Source organism: Emticicia aquatilis, from assembly GCF_014644295.1.
In the GTDB taxonomy this organism is placed as follows: Bacteria; Bacteroidota; Bacteroidia; order Cytophagales; family Spirosomataceae; genus Emticicia; species Emticicia aquatilis.
The window spans coordinates 721,581-738,973 of record NZ_BMKK01000001.1 but is presented as its reverse complement, the minus strand read 5'-3'; the positions used below and the strand labels follow the sequence as shown (position 1 = coordinate 738,973).

At 38.0% G+C, this 17,393-nt stretch carries 28 protein-coding genes; all 28 read right to left on the bottom strand.

Going from position 1 to position 17,393, the window contains the following annotated elements; translation table 11 throughout:
• Positions 1-71 precede the first annotated feature (71 nt).
• The 28 genes from IEX65_RS03260 to IEX65_RS03125 all read right to left on the bottom strand — a co-directional run bounded on the left by IEX65_RS03260 (position 72) and on the right by IEX65_RS03125 (position 16,827).
• Positions 72-1,652 carry a terminase large subunit domain-containing protein gene (locus IEX65_RS03260; RefSeq protein WP_188764579.1) on the bottom strand — a complete coding sequence of 527 codons (1,581 nt, stop codon included), beginning with the start codon at positions 1,650-1,652 and terminating at the stop codon, positions 72-74.
• A complete protein-coding gene (locus tag IEX65_RS03255) occupies positions 1,645-2,184 on the bottom strand; it encodes a hypothetical protein (protein WP_188764578.1) in 540 nt (179 codons plus the stop codon). Before IEX65_RS03255 ends, IEX65_RS03260 begins: the two co-directional genes overlap by 8 nt.
• Before the next feature lie 68 nt (positions 2,185-2,252).
• Entirely contained in the window at positions 2,253-2,825 is a 573-nt protein-coding gene (locus tag IEX65_RS03250) for an AAA family ATPase (RefSeq protein WP_188764577.1), read from the bottom strand.
• Complete coding sequence (locus tag IEX65_RS03245; protein ID WP_188764576.1) at positions 2,822-2,998, bottom strand: SymE family type I addiction module toxin; 177 nt, start codon at positions 2,996-2,998, stop codon at positions 2,822-2,824. Before IEX65_RS03245 ends, IEX65_RS03250 begins: the two co-directional genes overlap by 4 nt.
• An 80-nt stretch (positions 2,999-3,078) precedes the next feature.
• Positions 3,079-3,504, bottom strand: a complete 426-nt coding sequence (locus IEX65_RS03240) for a hypothetical protein (RefSeq protein WP_188764575.1) — start codon at positions 3,502-3,504, stop codon at positions 3,079-3,081.
• A gap of 120 nt (positions 3,505-3,624) precedes the next feature.
• Positions 3,625-4,407 carry an N-6 DNA methylase gene (locus IEX65_RS03235; RefSeq protein WP_188764574.1) on the bottom strand — a complete coding sequence of 261 codons (783 nt, stop codon included), beginning with the start codon at positions 4,405-4,407 and terminating at the stop codon, positions 3,625-3,627.
• 37 nt (positions 4,408-4,444) lie between these two features.
• Positions 4,445-5,125 carry a hypothetical protein gene (locus IEX65_RS03230; RefSeq protein ID WP_188764573.1) on the bottom strand — a complete coding sequence of 227 codons (681 nt, stop codon included), beginning with the start codon at positions 5,123-5,125 and terminating at the stop codon, positions 4,445-4,447.
• Positions 5,126-5,156: 31 nt separating this feature from the next.
• Positions 5,157-5,372: a hypothetical protein gene (locus IEX65_RS03225; protein WP_188764572.1), complete on the bottom strand. Its 216-nt coding sequence runs from the start codon at positions 5,370-5,372 to the stop codon at positions 5,157-5,159.
• A 122-nt stretch (positions 5,373-5,494) separates the two neighbouring features.
• Complete coding sequence (locus IEX65_RS03220; RefSeq protein ID WP_188764571.1) at positions 5,495-5,680, bottom strand: hypothetical protein; 186 nt, start codon at positions 5,678-5,680, stop codon at positions 5,495-5,497.
• Positions 5,681-5,949: 269 nt separating this feature from the next.
• A complete protein-coding gene (locus IEX65_RS03215; RefSeq protein WP_188764570.1) occupies positions 5,950-6,693 on the bottom strand; it encodes a GREB1-related protein in 744 nt (247 codons plus the stop codon).
• Positions 6,675-7,292: a ParB/RepB/Spo0J family partition protein gene (locus IEX65_RS03210; protein ID WP_188764569.1), complete on the bottom strand. Its 618-nt coding sequence runs from the start codon at positions 7,290-7,292 to the stop codon at positions 6,675-6,677. Before IEX65_RS03210 ends, IEX65_RS03215 begins: the two co-directional genes overlap by 19 nt.
• A gap of 76 nt (positions 7,293-7,368) precedes the next feature.
• The gene (locus IEX65_RS03205; RefSeq protein WP_188764568.1) at positions 7,369-7,863 is read right to left on the bottom strand and encodes a hypothetical protein; all 495 of its coding nucleotides are present in this window, start codon (positions 7,861-7,863) and stop codon (positions 7,369-7,371) included.
• The gene (locus IEX65_RS03200; protein WP_188764567.1) at positions 7,860-8,270 is read right to left on the bottom strand and encodes a hypothetical protein; all 411 of its coding nucleotides are present in this window, start codon (positions 8,268-8,270) and stop codon (positions 7,860-7,862) included. The genes IEX65_RS03205 and IEX65_RS03200 overlap by 4 nt, the downstream gene beginning before the upstream one ends.
• Positions 8,239-8,622, bottom strand: coding sequence for a thermonuclease family protein (locus IEX65_RS03195; RefSeq protein WP_188764566.1), 384 nt, complete (start codon positions 8,620-8,622; stop codon positions 8,239-8,241). Before IEX65_RS03195 ends, IEX65_RS03200 begins: the two co-directional genes overlap by 32 nt.
• Positions 8,619-9,260 carry a hypothetical protein gene (locus IEX65_RS03190; protein ID WP_188764565.1) on the bottom strand — a complete coding sequence of 214 codons (642 nt, stop codon included), beginning with the start codon at positions 9,258-9,260 and terminating at the stop codon, positions 8,619-8,621. The genes IEX65_RS03195 and IEX65_RS03190 overlap by 4 nt, the downstream gene beginning before the upstream one ends.
• Complete coding sequence (locus IEX65_RS03185; RefSeq protein WP_188764564.1) at positions 9,217-9,459, bottom strand: hypothetical protein; 243 nt, start codon at positions 9,457-9,459, stop codon at positions 9,217-9,219. The genes IEX65_RS03190 and IEX65_RS03185 overlap by 44 nt, the downstream gene beginning before the upstream one ends.
• 183 nt (positions 9,460-9,642) lie before the next feature.
• Positions 9,643-10,182: a hypothetical protein gene (locus tag IEX65_RS03180; protein WP_188764563.1), complete on the bottom strand. Its 540-nt coding sequence runs from the start codon at positions 10,180-10,182 to the stop codon at positions 9,643-9,645.
• Positions 10,109-10,381: a hypothetical protein gene (locus IEX65_RS03175; RefSeq protein ID WP_188764562.1), complete on the bottom strand. Its 273-nt coding sequence runs from the start codon at positions 10,379-10,381 to the stop codon at positions 10,109-10,111. Before IEX65_RS03175 ends, IEX65_RS03180 begins: the two co-directional genes overlap by 74 nt.
• A gap of 55 nt (positions 10,382-10,436) precedes the next feature.
• Complete coding sequence (locus IEX65_RS03170) at positions 10,437-10,985, bottom strand: hypothetical protein (RefSeq protein WP_188764561.1); 549 nt, start codon at positions 10,983-10,985, stop codon at positions 10,437-10,439.
• Positions 10,986-11,059: 74 nt separating this feature from the next.
• Entirely contained in the window at positions 11,060-12,055 is a 996-nt protein-coding gene (locus IEX65_RS03165) for a hypothetical protein (RefSeq protein ID WP_188764560.1), read from the bottom strand.
• Between the two features lie 46 nt (positions 12,056-12,101).
• The gene (locus IEX65_RS03160) at positions 12,102-12,524 is read right to left on the bottom strand and encodes a hypothetical protein (protein ID WP_188764559.1); all 423 of its coding nucleotides are present in this window, start codon (positions 12,522-12,524) and stop codon (positions 12,102-12,104) included.
• Positions 12,525-12,533: 9 nt separating this feature from the next.
• Positions 12,534-13,385, bottom strand: a complete 852-nt coding sequence (locus IEX65_RS03155; protein ID WP_188764558.1) for a S49 family peptidase — start codon at positions 13,383-13,385, stop codon at positions 12,534-12,536.
• 88 nt (positions 13,386-13,473) lie between these two features.
• Complete coding sequence (locus IEX65_RS28210; RefSeq protein WP_374757848.1) at positions 13,474-13,764, bottom strand: LytTR family transcriptional regulator DNA-binding domain-containing protein; 291 nt, start codon at positions 13,762-13,764, stop codon at positions 13,474-13,476.
• Complete coding sequence (locus tag IEX65_RS03145; RefSeq protein ID WP_188764556.1) at positions 13,667-14,176, bottom strand: hypothetical protein; 510 nt, start codon at positions 14,174-14,176, stop codon at positions 13,667-13,669. Before IEX65_RS03145 ends, IEX65_RS28210 begins: the two co-directional genes overlap by 98 nt.
• Positions 14,176-14,781 carry a hypothetical protein gene (locus IEX65_RS03140; RefSeq protein WP_188764555.1) on the bottom strand — a complete coding sequence of 202 codons (606 nt, stop codon included), beginning with the start codon at positions 14,779-14,781 and terminating at the stop codon, positions 14,176-14,178. Before IEX65_RS03140 ends, IEX65_RS03145 begins: the two co-directional genes overlap by 1 nt.
• A gap of 19 nt (positions 14,782-14,800) precedes the next feature.
• On the bottom strand, positions 14,801-15,370 hold the full coding sequence (locus IEX65_RS03135; protein ID WP_188764554.1) for a hypothetical protein: 570 nt from the start codon (positions 15,368-15,370) through the stop codon (positions 14,801-14,803).
• A complete protein-coding gene (locus IEX65_RS03130) occupies positions 15,367-16,188 on the bottom strand; it encodes a hypothetical protein (protein ID WP_188764553.1) in 822 nt (273 codons plus the stop codon). The genes IEX65_RS03135 and IEX65_RS03130 overlap by 4 nt, the downstream gene beginning before the upstream one ends.
• A 123-nt stretch (positions 16,189-16,311) precedes the next feature.
• Positions 16,312-16,827: a hypothetical protein gene (locus IEX65_RS03125; RefSeq protein ID WP_188764552.1), complete on the bottom strand. Its 516-nt coding sequence runs from the start codon at positions 16,825-16,827 to the stop codon at positions 16,312-16,314.
• Positions 16,828-17,393: the final 566 nt, after the last annotated feature.

Genomic DNA, 17,393 nt, shown 5'->3' with positions numbered 1-17,393 from the left:
GTCTTTTCTCCCTGCCCGCCACTATAACGGAATCGGCAGTTGCCATAGAGAAAAAATAGAATATAAAGGTATTAGCGTGATAAAGTGATGATTCCAGTACTTGACCAACCCGTGGACGGCATTACATTTTTATATTTTGCATAAAGAATATAATCAAGAGCATCGGTGCCATCAGTGGCGTACTCTCTCAGCCTTGCTTTGTCTTCGCTACTCTTATCTTTCTTAAAGCTTTTATCAGTCTTAACCATAGTGTTTTGCAGGGCTATGATTAGAGCTTTATTAGTGTTGACGTTGATGCGTATCTTAGGCGTGCGTTCTGACCGCTCTTCAAACAGTAGATTGACTAATACATATTTATCTTTGAAACCAGGGTAGGACGACAGCTCTCGTCTAAATACCTTCCAACCAGCGTTTCTAAATACCTCGCTGACTTCATCAAAAAAAGGCTTATTATTATTAGAAGTACCTGCATTAGTGCTATTTCCATTAGGGTCGCCATAAATGAAAATATCCTTTTTGGTATGTGTAGCATACTTCTCGCAGACCTTTTCAGCGAGCTGTATGTATAGTTTCTTTTCCCTGTTATCTTTGACGGCTGGTTTGGCAAATTCACTATTGATTACCCTTAACTCATTTGATGTTTCTTGGCACACCAATAACCAACATATATCACTGTTAAAATCAAAAGACACTTCTAATGGTCGGTCTATATGGTAGTCATTTGAAGTCCAAATAAGGTTCTGCTTATCATCTCTTTTATAATCATAGCTATCCTTATACCCGTGTTTAGAGCTGGTAAAAGCATGATAATAGGCGTTAGGTATTTTCAGTACCCTGTGGTTTAACACTTCGACTTCAAACTTCCATGGGTCCAGTAAATCTTGTAATCGCTCACCATAGTCATGTGGTAGATGTTCTTGATTATCGTGATATGTCGATTCAAGAAATAGGTATTTGGGTGGATTTGCCTTTAATTGTGAAGGTGTCATTTTTAACCTTTCATCAATCATCGCTTTCCATTTTTCTTCCGTGTCGTAAATCCAGTTCCCTTCTGGAGTCCAAGAGGCTGACGAAAAGTCAAAAAATCCATACCTGAGCGGATGGTCTTTGTAAGGCACTAACTTGTTTTCATTGCCACGAAATGCAGGTAATAAAACCGTTTGAATAAATTCAAAAGACATAGTGGCCGATTCATCGACTAAAAGTCCATCAATTGAAAGTCCACGATGGTATTTTTGAGTGTCTTGGGAAACGAAACGAATTGTAAAACCATTAATGAAGGTCATACAATATTGGTATGCCTTCTTTCCTGGGACCTTGTAAGGTCGAATCCAGTTTTTAGGGGGTTGCGTTCCAAGTGTGTAAACTCCATATGGACAATTTTTTGCGTCATATTCATGATAGCCCATCATTTCGAGAGAATCACGGATAGAAGGAATAACAACGGAGTCAAGTTGTACATAGGTGAGTCCAGCGACCACCCAAGTTGCCCTTGGGAAATCATTAAATAAAATTCCTACTTGAAATCCCATTGCGATTGACTTTCCAGAGCCACGACCGCCAATAAACGACTTTCGTTTTGCACGAGACCGTAAAAACTTCCATTGCTTGATATTGGGCGATACAGAAATTATTTTTTGAGCCTCATTCATCTAAATCAATCGTTTTTTCTTTTTCGTAGTTGTGGATGTCAACTTTTGTGTTGAAAATGATTTTGGTAGGTTTCAAGAAATCTTCTGGGTTCAAACCATCCATTTCTTTTTCATGGATACCTAAACAGTCATCGGCTTCTTTTCGAGCAGCAATGGCCCAATCGTATTTCTTCTCTTTTGTAGATAGTTGAGATAAAAGGTCGAAGTATTCAGCCGATGCTACTCGGCGACCATCTTTGTCGACTGGTTCTTTGCGACCGTGTAGGAAAATAGAGGCTGCCAAGTCATATTCTGCCTGACGGTCTTTGATATTGTAGTCTTTTTTGAGTGCGTCAATAATCATCTGCTTAGTTCGCCCCATGACGTACCAAGACCATGCTTTTTTGAATCGCTCAAGTTTGATTTGTTGTTCTTCTGGAAGGGCCTCAAATTCAACTTCCCCAAGATAATATTTGAAGTAAGGTTCAAGCTCTGATTCTTCTATCTTTAGGAGCCGTTTGATTACACCTGACTTATGCTTTGTGATTCTCATTCTATCAAATAAAAAAGTCCATGCTACGAATTTGTAGCACGGACTTTCGGTTTCACAGGATAGAAGTTTTAGGCTGAAAACAAGCCCATACAGTTGTCTCCTAAAGCATTTTTAGCATTTTCCATTGATTCTATTTCTCCATCAACTGGCACGTGCGGTTCAAGTTTGCACCCTTCTTCAAAAAAGTGGGCGAACCCACGCCCCAACTTTTTCCCCTTTCGGGTATGTTTATCGTAAGCGAAGTCGGGAATGGAACGGAATCTGCTTGAGTGGCAACCAAAAACATAACAGGTTTGCCAGTCAATATGTCGGCTTTTCTTTGCTCGACAAAGCATAATGACAGCATGAACAATGAACAAACGTTCTGGAAAATGCTTATCATCTTTCTTTTTGGCCTGTTCTCGATGTAGGTCATATAGTGCCATAATTTCGCTTGAGATGTGAGGCTCTGCCAAACCAACGTCTTCCGAACTAATAATTCTTAACCTTTTCCAAACGTATTCTTGATAGTTACTCAAACAAAGTTCTGCCATCCAAAATAGTGCGTCGTCTTCCATCCCCCTTCGAATACATTTTTGAAGGGCAGAGCTACATTCATAAAAATCGTAGCCATTTACTGTTTTAAGCTCTTGTGGTATCATAATGCTATTATAATTATACGTCCTTGTTCAATTTTTACACTACATTCTGTGCCGATTTTAAAGCCAGCATCCCGCAAATATTCACCTTGCATTTTAATCAATGGTACATTTTTAGCATTCCATGTGGTTCTGACGTAGCGTTTTGAGATTTTTGTTTTTCTGAAAATTTCCATACTTTTGATTGTTCTTTTGTTTTTCGTGATTGATTTACTTGAGAATATGAAAGCCCTGCGACAACAGGGCTTTCTGCATTTTAGAATAAATTTGTTTGCTGTGCATCCGATGCACTTTTAAATAATGGCAAGTCTGAAAATCCCTTGAGCAAAGACTTCTGAACTCCGAGAACCATATCTGGTCTTTCTTTTATTTGCTCGATGATTTCTTTTTGTTGCTCTGCTGGGAGCTGTTCTAATTTCTTCTTAAAATCCTTAGCTTTCACGTTGTTTAAATAGTTTAAGGTAGCATCTTCATTTTCAAATTTTACGACTTTTTCAGCGTCTTCACGCCCTTTATTATATTTATTGATGTTCTTACAGGCATCAACAAAAACACCTCCATTCTGGGCTTTTTTGCAAGCATAGTATTCTTCTGTACTTACTTTCATTACAAAAGTACCTGGTGCTAATCGCTTGATACTTTTTTCTCTCTTTGGCAAGTTTTCTTTAGTGAATTCTTTCATTTTGTTTGTTTTGTGATTGATTTGATAGTACGAATTTAGGCAAGGTTAACAAGGGGTAAAAACAGTGAATCTTTTATTTTTGCAAATAGTTTTCCACATAAATAACTGATAATTAGGGCTTTAAAAAAGTGTCAATTGAGTAATACCAGGCTTTTTTATTCCTGGCATTTTTACTTCAAATTCGGGTGGGACAACCTCAGTAATTTTTGCTTCCTTCTGAATGATTTTACTTTGAAAACATTCCTCTTGAGTAATGCTTCTAATGCTTGGCAATCCATATTTTAAGGTGTCATTGATTTGATAGCCAAAACGCCAAGTGTCGCCGTACCAAAGTGCATCAGCACAAACCACCTGCCCAACCAATCCGTGTATGCACATATTGATAGCTGTCATTTTTGTACAGATTTGGTCAATGTCAGTTGCAAAAAAATGGCTATTACGAGCGAATCTTCCTGAAGCCAAAAGCATTCTTCCTGACCCACAACACGGGTCATTTATTTTTACATTTTGGCAATTTGAAACAATTATTGCCGCCATCATTTCACAAATTGGTGCTGGAGTGAAGAACTGACCTAAACGACTTGATTTATAAGAAGAAGTAATAACTTCATAAAACTCACCGATGCCATCATACCAGTTATATTCATTATCATCGCCTTCACCGATGCCATTTCGGTAGGCTACAAACATTTCACGAACACAAATACAAAGCTGTTCGTAATCATTCTTGTACTGCTTTTTTAATTTATCACCTAATTCTTTATCACCTTCATACTTAAAGAAAGTAACCATTAGGTCAATTAAATCTGAAAAAACATCAGCAGTATCATATTTATATGATAGCTTATTGAATTCGGTATTGAAGGCCCGTAAAGGCTTTGGTACATCTACTGTCTTTGCCATAAAATAAAATCGCCCCGCTGAAAACGGGGCGTTGGGTTTAAAATGGTGCTGTCTCAAGGTTTAAGCTCATAAATTCATTGCTTCTAATTAGATGCTCTGCGTAGTAGTCCTTAATATTGAACCCTGCTACTTCTTTGAATCGCTTTTCGATGGTCTCTCTCTCAATTACTTTTGGGTTCTTGTAAGCATTTGGCTTGTACTTTTTGACAAATTCGATACAATCATCTATTGTAATTTGAATAGAGCTGCTTGCGTTGATTTCTTCGACTTTTACATCTAAATTAGTTGTCTTATCATTAAACCAAGCCTTACTTACATCTTTCAACCAGTTCTTATCTCCCCATCGCTCGAAATCGGTTTTGGGAAATGGAGGCAAACACTCATCAATGATAGATTCTTTACAAATCCAACTTTCTGCATCTGTTTTTGCTTGCTTCCAAAACTTAGCTAATTCATAAGGATTTTTACTGTTTTCTACTAAATAAGTATGGTACTCATTTTCGTCCATAAATTGCTCTGGAGCTTCTGTTTTTAAATTCCAAAGGTGAGCAACAGTATAGATGTTTAATCGTTCTGTAAGCTCACTATCCATTCTGCTGATAGCTACTTTTTGAGCTGTAAGTTTTGAAAAAGCTATATAATTAGCTTCTGTTGCTCCTTCATATTTTCCGATGTGGCGTTGGCAATTAGGCCCGATTTTAATTGTTCTGTTTGACATGATTGTGATTGATTTACTTGATATGAAAAAATTAATTAATTGCTCGCAAAACCCTTTTTATTGGCACTTTTCCAAATAGCTTAACTGACTCATAAATTTCGATTATATCTTCTTTTTTGAAGTCTGATTTTGGAATATGTAAAATGTTGTCAGCTTGACGAAAAGTTATATTTTCAGCATTTTCACGTAGAAAAGTGAATCTTCCTTCTTTATTTTTTAACTCTATTATTTGCAAAAAATATAGCATGATTTTGTGTTTTTGATGTTGAATTGATATGCGAACGTACGATGAGTTTACAAGTAGCCAAAACTGTTTTTCTTATATTTTTTAATAAAAAAAAGCCCTTAAACTGAGGGCTTTTCGAGAAACTATGGCATTAAAAAGACTTGGTAGGTTCTCTTTTCTTTGGCGATTTTCAAAGCAGTTTTCTTTGATTCGGAGTACATTCCTGGTATTGATATAAGTTCGTTTCCAATCTTGAAAAACCAGTTACCAAAACCCTTTGGACCTTTGCCCAGACTTGCTTTATAAAATGTTAATTTGACGTACTGCATAGTGTATTTGTTTATTGATTACACTGCGAACGTACGAGGAGTTTACAAGGAGAAAAAACAGTAAAACATATATTTTATCTGCTTTTTTGGCAGGCTATAAAACAAAAAATCCTGCCAATGTTGACAGGATTTTTTGCAGACTACAAGAACTTATTCTTTCGATTTTTCAATCCATTCTTTACGAATGAACGTTTCGGGTCTTGGAAACAGTATTTGCATGACGTACCGAAAATATAACCTGATAATTACTCTCGTTTTGCTCTTTTTCATCAGAATGGTACTTTGAAGTTCATTTGATACGGGTGGTTTTTTGTTCCCATCTTTCTGACGCAAATTACATCTTCTCCGAAGAATTTCTGTAATTCCTTCAAAGTTTTTTCGAGTGTTTCCAAATTTCTAAATTCTGCCAGTCCACCAGCTCCGGTCCAGGTCTCGCCAAAGTGAAAATAAAAACGATTGTCCCTCCAAATTTTTCGGTTATGATAAGCATTTAAGCCCGAAAGCCAATAGTCTTCTTGGTATCGCTGTTCAGGACGAAAGAAAAGTTTTGAGCCAACAAATAGCCCAAAAGCACAAGTGTTTATGTACCCTGATATTTGGACGGGAGCGAGCGAGCTGTATGTAAATGGTTTTCCGCTTGTATTGAACCCGAAAATATAGGCCCCACTTTGACGAGCAGCACGTGCTGTGGATTGAATGACCTCAAATATTTCATCGGGTGCCAATTTATCAGGTTCGTTAGGCTCAGTATAAATACGCTTCATAAACATCAAATCATCGTCCAAGTGAAAAGCATCGCCGAAATATTCCATCATCCACTGGCGTTTCCAACTAAGACCCACAACAGAATCAGGATGCGTAACAATTTCGTAGTTATGGCCACAATGCTCACGGTATTCACCTAATTGGCTCTCTGGAATACAAATGATACTATTCGATACTTTCTTATGAGTAGTGATTTTAGCGGCTCGTTTATGGCTTGCTATCAAGACTTTTATAGGCGTTTGTTCCATCTTTCAGTAAATTGTTTTGCATTCAGAACATAACTTTCACCAACATTCGAGGTTTTATAATCTTTCATTACCTCTAAGCCTAAAACAGACCGAACAAAATTTTCATCAATAGAATTTTCGATGACGATGATAACAGCACTATATTTCTCCGAAAACTTTGGAACAATTGGGTATTCAGGTTCTTGGGCTTCGGCAATTTCATTAGCCACTTGGTCGATGGCATCAAGATTGAAACCATAATCTGACAGGTCTAAAAAATCATCAAACTCTTTTTTTAGTATCTCCAAATCCCACTCTCCAGCATGGGTATTTTCGATAACCATTACTTCTCGTAATTCTTCATCAGTCAGCTTTCGAGTAGCTGTACGGACATCAATCATAGAATCGCCAAGGCCATATTGCACAAGCAACTCACAACGTTGTTTTCCGCCTAATAGCGTACCATCGGCATCACGAATAGGTATAGAAATCATACCATATTTCTGAATACGCTCCCAAAGTTTCTTTCGTTCTTCTTGCTTAATTTTTCGGGGATTTTTGGAGCTGGGGACAAGCTCACTAACCTTTACCTTTTCGGTAATGAAGAGTTCATTAATCATGTTTTGCAAACTTAAATTTAAAAAAATACCACATTGCAAAGCTGCAATGTGGTATTCTATATGAGTAGGGCAAAACTTATGCTCTTTTAAATATTTTTAAAAAATCTAAAGACATTGATTCAATAGTTTTTTTGCCATCAATTTCAGCATCATACTTTTTACTGTAAAGGATATCATTAATATCAAACATAGCTAATTCAACAGGTTTTCGCCAAGGGATAGGTGCTAATTCATAACCATTATCTCTTCTGTCAATAAATCTCTTTAAGCATAAATCAATAGGTGTTTTCACTATAATACGAATAACTCTACCATCAAATTCTTTTTCCAATAGTGGAACATACCTTGAAGTGCCAGAGGTTTCTAAAATAGCAAATGGACTTTTTATTAAATCTTCAACAAGTTTCCTCCAAGAATATCCCTCATAGTCTTCGACCCAACTGCCATATACTTTTCTATACTCATCAATGGAGAAAAACTGAGCATCTTGAAATTGTGGTTTTATCGTTTCAATCAACGAGCTTTTTCCAGCAGCAATATTACCAATCACATGAATTAAAGTCTTTTTCATTTCTTCTTCAAATTATCAATCTTCTTGCCATAAGCAACCAAATCTTCTTCTTTACCTGAGTTCTTACATTCGCCGTGTATATCTGTTGTCTGTACTTCGGCATATAGAGGATATAAAAACCATCCAATCTTTTTAAACCTTGCAACATACTGTTCTACATCAATGTAAAAAACACATCTTTCACGTGGTTTAATGGTATTTGTCTCAACACTTAACAGCTTCACTTTTACCCCCAAAATAGTTCTTAAATCAAGATAAAGAACACCTTCGGGTGTACGAAACTCAGTATTGTTGAATAATTCAAAAAACAAGCGTCTATGCTTTGTTTCGACCTTTTTAGTTACTAAGTGTGATAAATAAACGCCATCAGGCAACTCATTTTTTTCCTCCAAAATACTCTTTTGCATAGCCTTCTTGAATCATTAATTGATTAATATTTTTATCGTCTAAGTAAACATCTGCCAAATATCGTCCATATTTATCAGTATCTAAATCATCGTCGATAACTTTATATGAAGTCAATTTTACTGATTTCCCCTGAAGTAAATCGGTCAATCTTACTTTGGCAGCTTTTGCGGCCGTGCGAATTTCAACTTTTGTACTACTCAGCTCTGGTGTGTCAATTCCATAAAGCCGAATTTGCAAATTTTTCTGAGCAATGTCAAATAGGCAATCAACTGTTACCTCAATCGTATCGCCATCTATTACTCTCGTAACGACGGCATCAATACCTTTGTAAACTTTGTCTCCAAGTTTCATAATGATTTGAATAGTTTAAGCATGATTTCTAATTTCATTTCACCTTCACGAATTTTAACAGCATATTCCTGTTGTTTGACAAGCGTTTTATTCGCCTTCAGTTTATCAGACCACTTTTTAAGATTGATTTTCAAATTACCAATTGCTCTATCGAGTTCGTATTTGCTTTTGGGCAATTTATCTGCCCAACCATCAGGCAAATCGGCAATTTTTTCTTCAGGTAATTTACCATGCTCGATAACATACCTAATCTTATCGCCAACATTCTTCCATTGCTCACGAAGAGCTAAAATCTGCTCAACAACAGGTTTACAGTTTACATGAGTAGGGTAGTTTCTCAAGCTATTAGATAATTCACTCTTTTGGGCATCAAACTGTTGCTGTTGTGTTCGTAGCTGGTTAATAACCTGTTTTGCATTTTCATCTAATTGCAGTACATCGTTTTGACCATAAGTCTTGGTAGGTACGCTACTGGTCGGAACAGGTACAACCTGCTTTATATCAGGTTTAACGCCCTCATTGCATAGTTTTTGATATGCTTCTTTGCATAAATCAACTTCTGCTTGAGTGTATTTTTTTGTTCTCAAACCTGATTCAAGCAGTTCTAAACGTGCTTTTAGGGCTTTTCTTTCGTTCATTTTGCAAGATTTCTAAAAACGAGCTAATTACTTCGTAATAACTCATTGCTAAGATATAATCGTAAGGGTCTTCGAAGTGGTCGGGAATAGGGCAGTAAAAAAGGAAATTGAGCAAAGCAGATTCTAAAACATCAGTTTCGATGTCCTCGGACTTTAAAAATTCCGTAGCAGATGGGATTGAGTCAGGTTTGGCATACATAAAAAAAGAGCCGACAGGTCCTGCAAACTTAATTAACCATAAAGGCAACCACGTAGGGTTCTTTCAACCCCTGCCTGTCGGCAATCTCTTGCCAACACGTGGTATGCCTATAAATGGTATTTAAGTTTGCATTACAAACATACAAAAAATACCTGCTTTTGCAAACAGGTATTTTTGAGGGCATTATTTTTCTGTACGGCTTCTATAAATAGGCTCAGTATTAATCACATCTTTTTTGCCCGCTCTCTCTTGACTTTCGGCTTTCCTTCTATCAAGTTCTGCTTTTGCTTTTGCCGCAGAATTCGAGACTTGTACATCCGTTTCACCTTCACCATTAAAAATAGATTCCTTGATGTTCTTTAAGACATTCTTCAATATCTCTTTGGCTTTCTCTTTACCAATAGTTTCATCAGGTTCAGGAGCTTTCGGTTGCTCAGGCTCAGGAGCTTTCAGTTGCTCGGGTTCAGGAACTTTCGGTTGCTCAGGCTCAGGAGCTTTCAGTTGCTCGGGTTCAGGAACTTTCGGTTGCTCAGGCTCAGGAGCTTTCGGTTGCTCAGGCTCAGGAGCTTTCAGTTGCTCGGGTTCAGGAACTTTCGGTTGCTCAGGCTCAGGAGCTTTCGGTTGCTCAGGTTCAGGAGCTTTTGGTTGCTCAGGCGGTTGTGGCGTCTGCAACTTTGCTACCTGATTTTGGCTTGGTAGCTGTTCGTTTTTGTTCTTTGCCATCTGTTGGAGTTGGTTTAGAGGTTGAAGCCTTTACAGCAGGAGTTCTGACAGACTCGAAAATATTAGTTACACCAGCATCAATCAATTTCTTTGCATCGGCGTCACTAATATTTTCATCAATCCGCATTAAACCCACACCTGGCACGACCTTACTAATCGAACCGGGCTTAAAACCTTGTTTAAATTTGTAGTTTTTCATTACGGTAAATTGTTTTGAAATGAGCAAAAAGGCAATGCCTTTTAAAAAATCATAATTAAGCTGGTAAAGCTTCAAAATTTAAAGCCGCTGCTACTGTTGGGCTTAAAGGTAAAATATCCCACATAATACCATCGGCATCACCTTTCATAGTAAAGCCACGAGGGTCGCCACCTTTCTTGCCTGTTTTGAAAGACTGTTTGGCATATACTGGAGTTTTTGAAGAACCTACAACCCCAAATAAGCCATCGCCCATTTCAACAAAGAATACACCACCAGCATTCAAAAATTTACTTAATTCTGCTTGGTGTCCTTTACTGAATGATGCAAACATAAATTCGATATTATGTTTAAAACTCTGAAAGCCTGGTTCTCCTTGTTTTTCCGAAGATGCTTCAACTTTACCATCTGGAAAATCATAAACGGCAATTTTAGTAGCTACTGGTATTCGGGGAGCCACCGTAATTTCACCAGCCGTAATATCTCCTTTCACGGGCCACGGTGCCGTAAAGGATTTTGCTAAAACTACTCCAAGAGTATATACACCACCTGGGTTTCCCTCTTGGTGTGAATCAACTACTAAACTTGCAAAATTTACATTTGACATGTTTGAAAATTTGTTTGAGAAGTGAAAAAACACCTATCTATCAAATAAATGATAGATAGGCTTTCAATGGCTTATTAGTTTGAATCTCCGACCCAAATAAGCTCCGTTGCACAAATACCTACACCTGTGAAGAAGTCCATGATATAAGCAAGTGAACGGTCTCTTTTTTGGTAGTCAAAATCGACGTTGTTTTGCTTGTTTTCATCGTCATACAAGAATACAAGGTTCTCTCTTGTCGTAATGATTGGACGGTCAAAACCTGCCAAACCTTCTTCGACGATAATTTCTATGTTAGAGCCATCCAAATACTTTTTGGTGAACCCTGTATTGTATGGAAGCGTACCATGTAGAGCTTGGTAGTTTTCCTCATAGAAATCCTTCGTTTCTTCATTGAGAATCAAAACAGCATTGTTGCCATAGCGTACACCCGCAGGCAATGCTTTTTTCATCTTAGTCAACTGAGCAACTGCATTCGTGCCATTAATAGCATCAATATCAACTATATTGATAGAGCCATCATTCAACGCAATTGCATCTAAAATTTGCTTTATCCAGCCGTCGAAAAGACCCATAAACGATTTGTCAGCTTCATTGTGTTCCGCCTGCCACATCGCCAAACGCAAATATTTTTTCACTGCCTTCAAAATCTTCTTAATCACATCTTCCTCGTAAGGATATGTTTTAGGGTCGATTTTCTTGCTTTTTACACGGCCAATGTAAGTGTTATACATGGCCATAATTTTCGTGTGCTTGAACTTCAAATCGACTTTGGCAGGTTTTACAGACGCTTTACGTGTCTTATACTTTACTACCTCATTTTTAGGGTCGAATGTGTCTGTTCCCCCGGGCTGGAGTGGGTCATCTACGATTAAGTCGGTCAATACGACTTCACCGGTAGTTGGCAAAAACATTACGTAGTCATCTAATGGAACGAGTGGGCTTCCGGGAATCCCATCGAAACCAACAGATGTAACTTGCTGAATCAAATGCTCTTGGTTATCCAAGGCATAGTTCTGCAAGTCGGTCGAAATGTCTGCCACCGAGATAGAATCTGTTGCAGGTACTGGCATTTTGGTTTGGTTTTAAATTGTTGATGAAATGTAATTTGAGTGAGTTTTAAGCCAGTTTTTCGGCAATGGCGATTGCTCTCGCATTCCCTTTCGATTGGCGTTTAACACTTGGCTTATTATCAGCCGCATCGCCATCGTGTGTAACTCCAGCCGCTTTCATGTTGTCATACCAAGTATTTAGCACTTCATATCTGCCTTTTTTCTGATTCCATTCAGTGGCATCAGCTCTTAAAGCAGCTAATTCAGTAGCCGAAATACTCACCATCTGAGAGCTTGAAGCATTTGCTTGCGATTGGTTCGTTGCTCCTTGCTCTGTTGCTGTTTCGGTCGATGTTTCTTCCGTCTCGGCAGGTGTAGGAGTTTCAGGCGTTGGGTTGTCTTCAGTAGAAGTGGCTCCGTCTTCTGCTGGCTCAGGGGTTTGTCCCTGCTCTGCTTGCAAATCAGCAAGGGTTTTGCGTTTGTTATTCATATAAAAAGTTTATTTACGGGCTAATAAATCAGCTCTTCGCACGGCATCGCCAAGGAAGCCAATGCGGTCAGCCATTCCATTTGTGGTCGCAATTTTGCCATTGAACATTTTGCCTGTGAAGATGCTGTTGTCAGATTCAGGGATATTTCTACCATCGGAAACAGACTTGATAAATTGGCTACGAATGGGTTTCAGTTCTTCTCTTACAGATACTAAAAGCTCATCAGTCAAAGGCTCGACTGAGTTAAAAAGGCTTTTGTCTTCTGAGCCTTCCGAACGTATGATGGTGATTTTGTAACCCTCTTTTTCGTAGAATTGAGAGGCATCAATGTGTGTAGCAAGCACGCCAATACTGCCAACTTCGCTACTGATGGCAGCTTCCATGACAATTTCTTTACATTGGCTTGCAATCCAATAAGCAGCACTGGCAGCCATCCCAGTAATATAGGCAACAACAGGTTTTTGAGACTGTCGAACAATGGCTGCAAGTAATTCAGTACCATCTACACTGCCCCCAGGTGAATTGATTTCGAGAACAATTGCCGATACATTGTCATCGGCGTTTGCCTCTAAAATCCAAGAGCCAATGTCTTCTGTACCCCAACTACATAAGTCGCCATAACGGCTCATTACACCAATGATTGGGATAATTGCAACCAAACCACTTTTTGTAGGTACTTTGGTGATTCGGTTTTCGTAGTAATAACTGCCTGCTGAAATTCGAGCGAAGTATGGCTCTTTTCTTGCTTTAACACTCAGAGCATGGTCTAAGCGACCAGCTAACACAACCATAGCAATACGGTTGTGAAATTGGGGTTCTAATGCCCATGTACGGGTGATAAGTTCGGCAGTAAAATTCATGCTACGAACTTATCGGCTCGTGGTGGGCTTTCACAGGACAAAACTTTTAGAAACATAAAAGCCCCATAGCAGAGCTATGAGGCTTTAATTATAGGCTACAATGCACTAAAATTCGTTTTCGCCGTGAAATCGTGTATTCTGAGCCGTTTTTTAGCGTTACAGAATTATCGCTAAAGCTCACAACATGATTTTTATTTACGGCAACAGTCCGACTAATGCGAAGAAACCTATCGTCTAAATGTTCACTCAAGCCAGCGATTGAACCGCCAACAATAATTTTTTTACCTTCGAGTATAATCTGACAATAGCCCCCCGTTTGGCAACCTTGCAATACCCATATATCGTCCAGCGATGAGAGCTTTCGTATTATCCGCTTCATTTTTCTTCCATTTCAGTAAACCATATTGAACCCCAATAGTAGAATTTCGGCAATTGCTACAAATGCCAATCCGAAAGGTAATTGGCTTATCATAAGAGGCTTTATCGAAAAATAAACTTGGGTATGATATAACTCTGCCCCAATCGTCTCGAACCGAAAGGAAAACATCTGAAGTATGTGGCCGTAATACATTCAGTTCGCCATTTGCATAGTAAAAGGCATTAACATCGCCATGATTATCTATTATCAAATAATCTAAACGGTTATTGGCAATGATATTTTGTGCCGCTCTGACATCATTTACAATCATACAGGGTTCGGCGGTTGGTCGAGTCAGTATCTCCGTCTGATACTCAATGCTTTGTGCAAAGCTCAGTTGCACAAAGCATAAGAAAAATAATAACTTTCTCATTAGTCGTTATCATTTTTGTAGCGACGTACCACCGAATTATCAGGCGATACACGCTTTTTTGATTCAACATCTTCAGCTTGAGAAATGATTTTCTTTCGCATATTAATGCTTCTCATGCTTCGGTCATATTCTTCCTGAATCTGTTTTTCGTTTCTACCCATCCAATAGCCGCCGCCTGCTGATGATAGAATACAATCAAGTTTATCAGAGCTGACAGTAATACTTAGCTTTTTAGTAGAACTTTTAAAGTCTTTGTTTGCTAAAATAAAAGTTCTGGTATCATTGAACGCCTTCCAGTCGGTTAAATTGGGGTTTTCGTCATAAACAACCGAAGCCAAACAGTTTCTTACCATTCTTGCTTCTTCAAGCCCTAAATCATTCACTGGATAGGTGCTTAACTTGAGCGTATCATTATATTGCACCACTGCTTTGGGTTTCGGAGCTACTGCTTGAATACCTTTTAGTGCAACTTTGGGAGCTGTTCGGATAACTCCAGATGGCGTAAATGTTACCGAACCGCCTTCGGTAGCTGCTATGCTAACAGACTGAGCATGGAGCGTGCAAGAGCAAAACAAGAGCAAAAAGCCTAAACGTAATTGTTTCATTGGTTTTGAATTTTGTTGATTAGAAAATATAAATTGCGACAGAAGTGCCATTGAAAAAGCATCTTACCTCAAAGAAACCTTTGGGAAATGTGAACGAGGTGCCAGGTGCAGCACCTACCACGAAGTTCATATCTTCAAATGTGGTTCCTATACTTCTCGAAGATGGTTTGTAAACTGTTTGGTCCGATGATAAGTAAAGCGTTACAAGGTTTGCACCTTGAGTAATAAGTTTAAAATCAAGCCCTGAAACTTGAGTAATAGCAGGAAGAAGCATTTGATAAGAACCCGCAGTGGCTAAATAGCAGCTATGGTTTTTTACCGTAAAGTTTCCAGTAACATATACATTATCGCCAGGCTCGACAGCTCCTGAGCCACGAACATTAGTAGCAAGTGCAATATTAGTAGTATATCCGCCATTTGTTAGATATACATTAATATCAGGCTTAACACCAAAGCCACCAATCCAGTCGGTTACCTTTAATACTATTGAATTAAGGTATGCAACCGTTGATAGCACAGGCGACCAGCCTTGAAAGCCCTGAGCTCCAGCATTTCTACCAGTGCCAATTTCTATTTTACTTGTACTCATATCGTTATTTGCTTTTCGATAATAAATCTGCCTTTTAGTTGTGTTTCGATAGTGCCATCAGGGTAGGTTCGTTGTAAATCATAGTCATATTCGCCTGATGCAATTATGTCAGACTTGAACATCAATAGTTCTGTATTGTTGTTCTGTAAAACAAAACCATTACCCATCACGAAGCTCGTAATTACAGCACCTGTGAAATCACGAACTTGCATTTTGAAACTATTACCTGTCAGGTTTTCAATGTTGCTGTTTGCATCACGGAAGGTCAAAACCTCATTAATGGTATCACCTTCATAAGCATAGAAATCTCTTTCTGCATAGCGTCGAAGGTCTATTTTTAATCGGTTTGAAGTCAAATCAACAAAATTCATGGTCGTAATTATTGGGCGGTAAATCGAACTTACTTCTAAGGTTATTGTCGTAAGGTTTTTACTGGAGCTTCTTTCTCCAGTAACTTGATTGGTAGATAATCGACAGCCTGTATGTGGCTCGCCAATAATATGAGTGTAGCCGTTGAAGTCTTCGGCAAAACAAACCCAACGGCGTTCAGCATGAAGATAGAGCCATCTTTGAAGCTCTACGGTAATTTTAGCTAAGTCAAGTATGATTTGGCTTACGCATAAAATGCCATTTTCATTGAGTCGGTCTTTGATGGAAAGCGAGCAAGTGCCGTGTGCAAATAAAAATTCGCACATGACAGCTCCATCCTTAATACTTGCATCTGCCCAAACGCCTAAAAATGGCTCTGTTTCAAAGCCATCATCAGAAACAACTACAAGCCGATAGATTCCACCAGAATTGAATAGGTCATCAAGCATGCCCAAAAATAAAATATGGGCTTCTCAGATAACAGGAACGAAGATGGGAGGTGTCAAAAACAGAGGAACAAAATTCCCCGATTTAGGAACAAAATTTGTAGAAATCGGAACAAAGTTTTTGGCTTATTTTTTTACTTTCTCAAGCAAACTATCACGGTTTTTCAATGCTTCTTTATATTCTTGTTCAATAATTGGTCCGTATTTCTTATTGACAAAGCGACGATAATTGTCTTTGTCATAATCAACCTTATCTAATTCATACCTGCGAAAAAAGTCATCAATGGCAGCAGTATAATTAAGGCTGAAAGCAAATCGACCTTTACAATAATTGATTACTGCCAACTCAAAAACCGACTCCAATACGTAGCCTAATTGGCAATAATGGTGCATAGTAAGTTGATTGATTTTTAGAGGGAATGAAACAGACACACTAAGCATTGTTAGTTTTTCTAAACCTTTCTCGGTGTACTCGACTGGTAAATCTGCTTTGTCTAACGGATGATAGCTTACAACTGAACAAATGTGGCGACCGAGCCAGTGGCGTTTTTCAATCACGGCATCGGTGCCAAGATTAGATTTATGAGAAAAATAAGCCTTGACAACAGGAGGAACAGGGATTTCTAATGTTCTATTTTTCATTGCAGAGCAAGATTTAGTATATTTACAGTTCCAAAACATACCGCTCCTGATGCCAACCAATTGACCACCGTTACCAGCGGTGGTTAATTTTTATAAAAATAGCCTGTTTTTTGCACTTTTCCAACAATCATCTACATTACTTTGCTTCGATTCGACCAATCACACGGTTTTTCTTTCAACGGTCTGAGTTCTGTTTTTACTATATTTTTATATTTTTAATATTATTGATATTTTAGAATATAACTAACTGATAATTAGATGCTTATAAATCAGGTACTTTCAAATGAGTTTATATTAGAATCGGCAAAACAGCCGATTTTTTTATATTAGGAGTATTTTAGGCCATACTTAGTGAATTATCTAATATTAAACTTTTATATTATTAATATTAAAAAATACAAAACTATATAGGTTTATATTAAAATCTAACTCGTTGAATTTCAGACTATTATAACCTACAATTAAATACTAATATGAATAATATAAAAATTCGCTTGTTTGTTGTTGTTGGGTAAAAGGGAAGTGGCAAACCGTAAAAAAGTTAAATATTCGCAAATATTAGTTTG

Excerpts from the sequence above, each read along its gene's own strand:
- IEX65_RS03260 (WP_188764579.1), bottom strand. The coding sequence starts at position 1,652 with ATGAATGAGGCTCAAAAAATAATTTCTGTATCGCCCAATATCAAGCAA.
- IEX65_RS03215 (WP_188764570.1), bottom strand. The coding sequence starts at position 6,693 with ATGGAACAAACGCCTATAAAAGTCTTGATAGCAAGCCATAAACGAGCC.
- IEX65_RS03175 (WP_188764562.1), bottom strand. The coding sequence starts at position 10,381 with ATGAAAAACTACAAATTTAAACAAGGTTTTAAGCCCGGTTCGATTAGT.
- IEX65_RS28210 (WP_374757848.1), bottom strand. The coding sequence starts at position 13,764 with ATGAAGCGGATAATACGAAAGCTCTCATCGCTGGACGATATATGGGTA.
- IEX65_RS03145 (WP_188764556.1), bottom strand. The coding sequence starts at position 14,176 with ATGAGAAAGTTATTATTTTTCTTATGCTTTGTGCAACTGAGCTTTGCA.
- IEX65_RS03250 (WP_188764577.1), bottom strand. The coding sequence starts at position 2,825 with ATGATACCACAAGAGCTTAAAACAGTAAATGGCTACGATTTTTATGAA.
- IEX65_RS03160 (WP_188764559.1), bottom strand. The coding sequence starts at position 12,524 with ATGAATAACAAACGCAAAACCCTTGCTGATTTGCAAGCAGAGCAGGGA.
- IEX65_RS03200 (WP_188764567.1), bottom strand. The coding sequence starts at position 8,270 with ATGCAAAAGAGTATTTTGGAGGAAAAAAATGAGTTGCCTGATGGCGTT.
- IEX65_RS03140 (WP_188764555.1), bottom strand. The coding sequence starts at position 14,781 with ATGAAACAATTACGTTTAGGCTTTTTGCTCTTGTTTTGCTCTTGCACG.
- IEX65_RS03180 (WP_188764563.1), bottom strand. The coding sequence starts at position 10,182 with ATGGCAAAGAACAAAAACGAACAGCTACCAAGCCAAAATCAGGTAGCA.
- IEX65_RS03165 (WP_188764560.1), bottom strand. The coding sequence starts at position 12,055 with ATGCCAGTACCTGCAACAGATTCTATCTCGGTGGCAGACATTTCGACC.
- IEX65_RS03190 (WP_188764565.1), bottom strand. The coding sequence starts at position 9,260 with ATGAACGAAAGAAAAGCCCTAAAAGCACGTTTAGAACTGCTTGAATCA.
- IEX65_RS03245 (WP_188764576.1), bottom strand. The coding sequence starts at position 2,998 with ATGGAAATTTTCAGAAAAACAAAAATCTCAAAACGCTACGTCAGAACC.
- IEX65_RS03235 (WP_188764574.1), bottom strand. The coding sequence starts at position 4,407 with ATGGCAAAGACAGTAGATGTACCAAAGCCTTTACGGGCCTTCAATACC.
- IEX65_RS03230 (WP_188764573.1), bottom strand. The coding sequence starts at position 5,125 with ATGTCAAACAGAACAATTAAAATCGGGCCTAATTGCCAACGCCACATC.
- IEX65_RS03135 (WP_188764554.1), bottom strand. The coding sequence starts at position 15,370 with ATGAGTACAAGTAAAATAGAAATTGGCACTGGTAGAAATGCTGGAGCT.
- IEX65_RS03155 (WP_188764558.1), bottom strand. The coding sequence starts at position 13,385 with ATGAATTTTACTGCCGAACTTATCACCCGTACATGGGCATTAGAACCC.
- IEX65_RS03185 (WP_188764564.1), bottom strand. The coding sequence starts at position 9,459 with ATGTATGCCAAACCTGACTCAATCCCATCTGCTACGGAATTTTTAAAG.
- IEX65_RS03130 (WP_188764553.1), bottom strand. The coding sequence starts at position 16,188 with ATGCTTGATGACCTATTCAATTCTGGTGGAATCTATCGGCTTGTAGTT.
- IEX65_RS03240 (WP_188764575.1), bottom strand. The coding sequence starts at position 3,504 with ATGAAAGAATTCACTAAAGAAAACTTGCCAAAGAGAGAAAAAAGTATC.
- IEX65_RS03255 (WP_188764578.1), bottom strand. The coding sequence starts at position 2,184 with ATGAGAATCACAAAGCATAAGTCAGGTGTAATCAAACGGCTCCTAAAG.
- IEX65_RS03205 (WP_188764568.1), bottom strand. The coding sequence starts at position 7,863 with ATGAAAAAGACTTTAATTCATGTGATTGGTAATATTGCTGCTGGAAAA.
- IEX65_RS03225 (WP_188764572.1), bottom strand. The coding sequence starts at position 5,372 with ATGCTATATTTTTTGCAAATAATAGAGTTAAAAAATAAAGAAGGAAGA.
- IEX65_RS03195 (WP_188764566.1), bottom strand. The coding sequence starts at position 8,622 with ATGAAACTTGGAGACAAAGTTTACAAAGGTATTGATGCCGTCGTTACG.
- IEX65_RS03210 (WP_188764569.1), bottom strand. The coding sequence starts at position 7,292 with ATGATTAATGAACTCTTCATTACCGAAAAGGTAAAGGTTAGTGAGCTT.
- IEX65_RS03170 (WP_188764561.1), bottom strand. The coding sequence starts at position 10,985 with ATGTCAAATGTAAATTTTGCAAGTTTAGTAGTTGATTCACACCAAGAG.
- IEX65_RS03220 (WP_188764571.1), bottom strand. The coding sequence starts at position 5,680 with ATGCAGTACGTCAAATTAACATTTTATAAAGCAAGTCTGGGCAAAGGT.
- IEX65_RS03125 (WP_188764552.1), bottom strand. The coding sequence starts at position 16,827 with ATGAAAAATAGAACATTAGAAATCCCTGTTCCTCCTGTTGTCAAGGCT.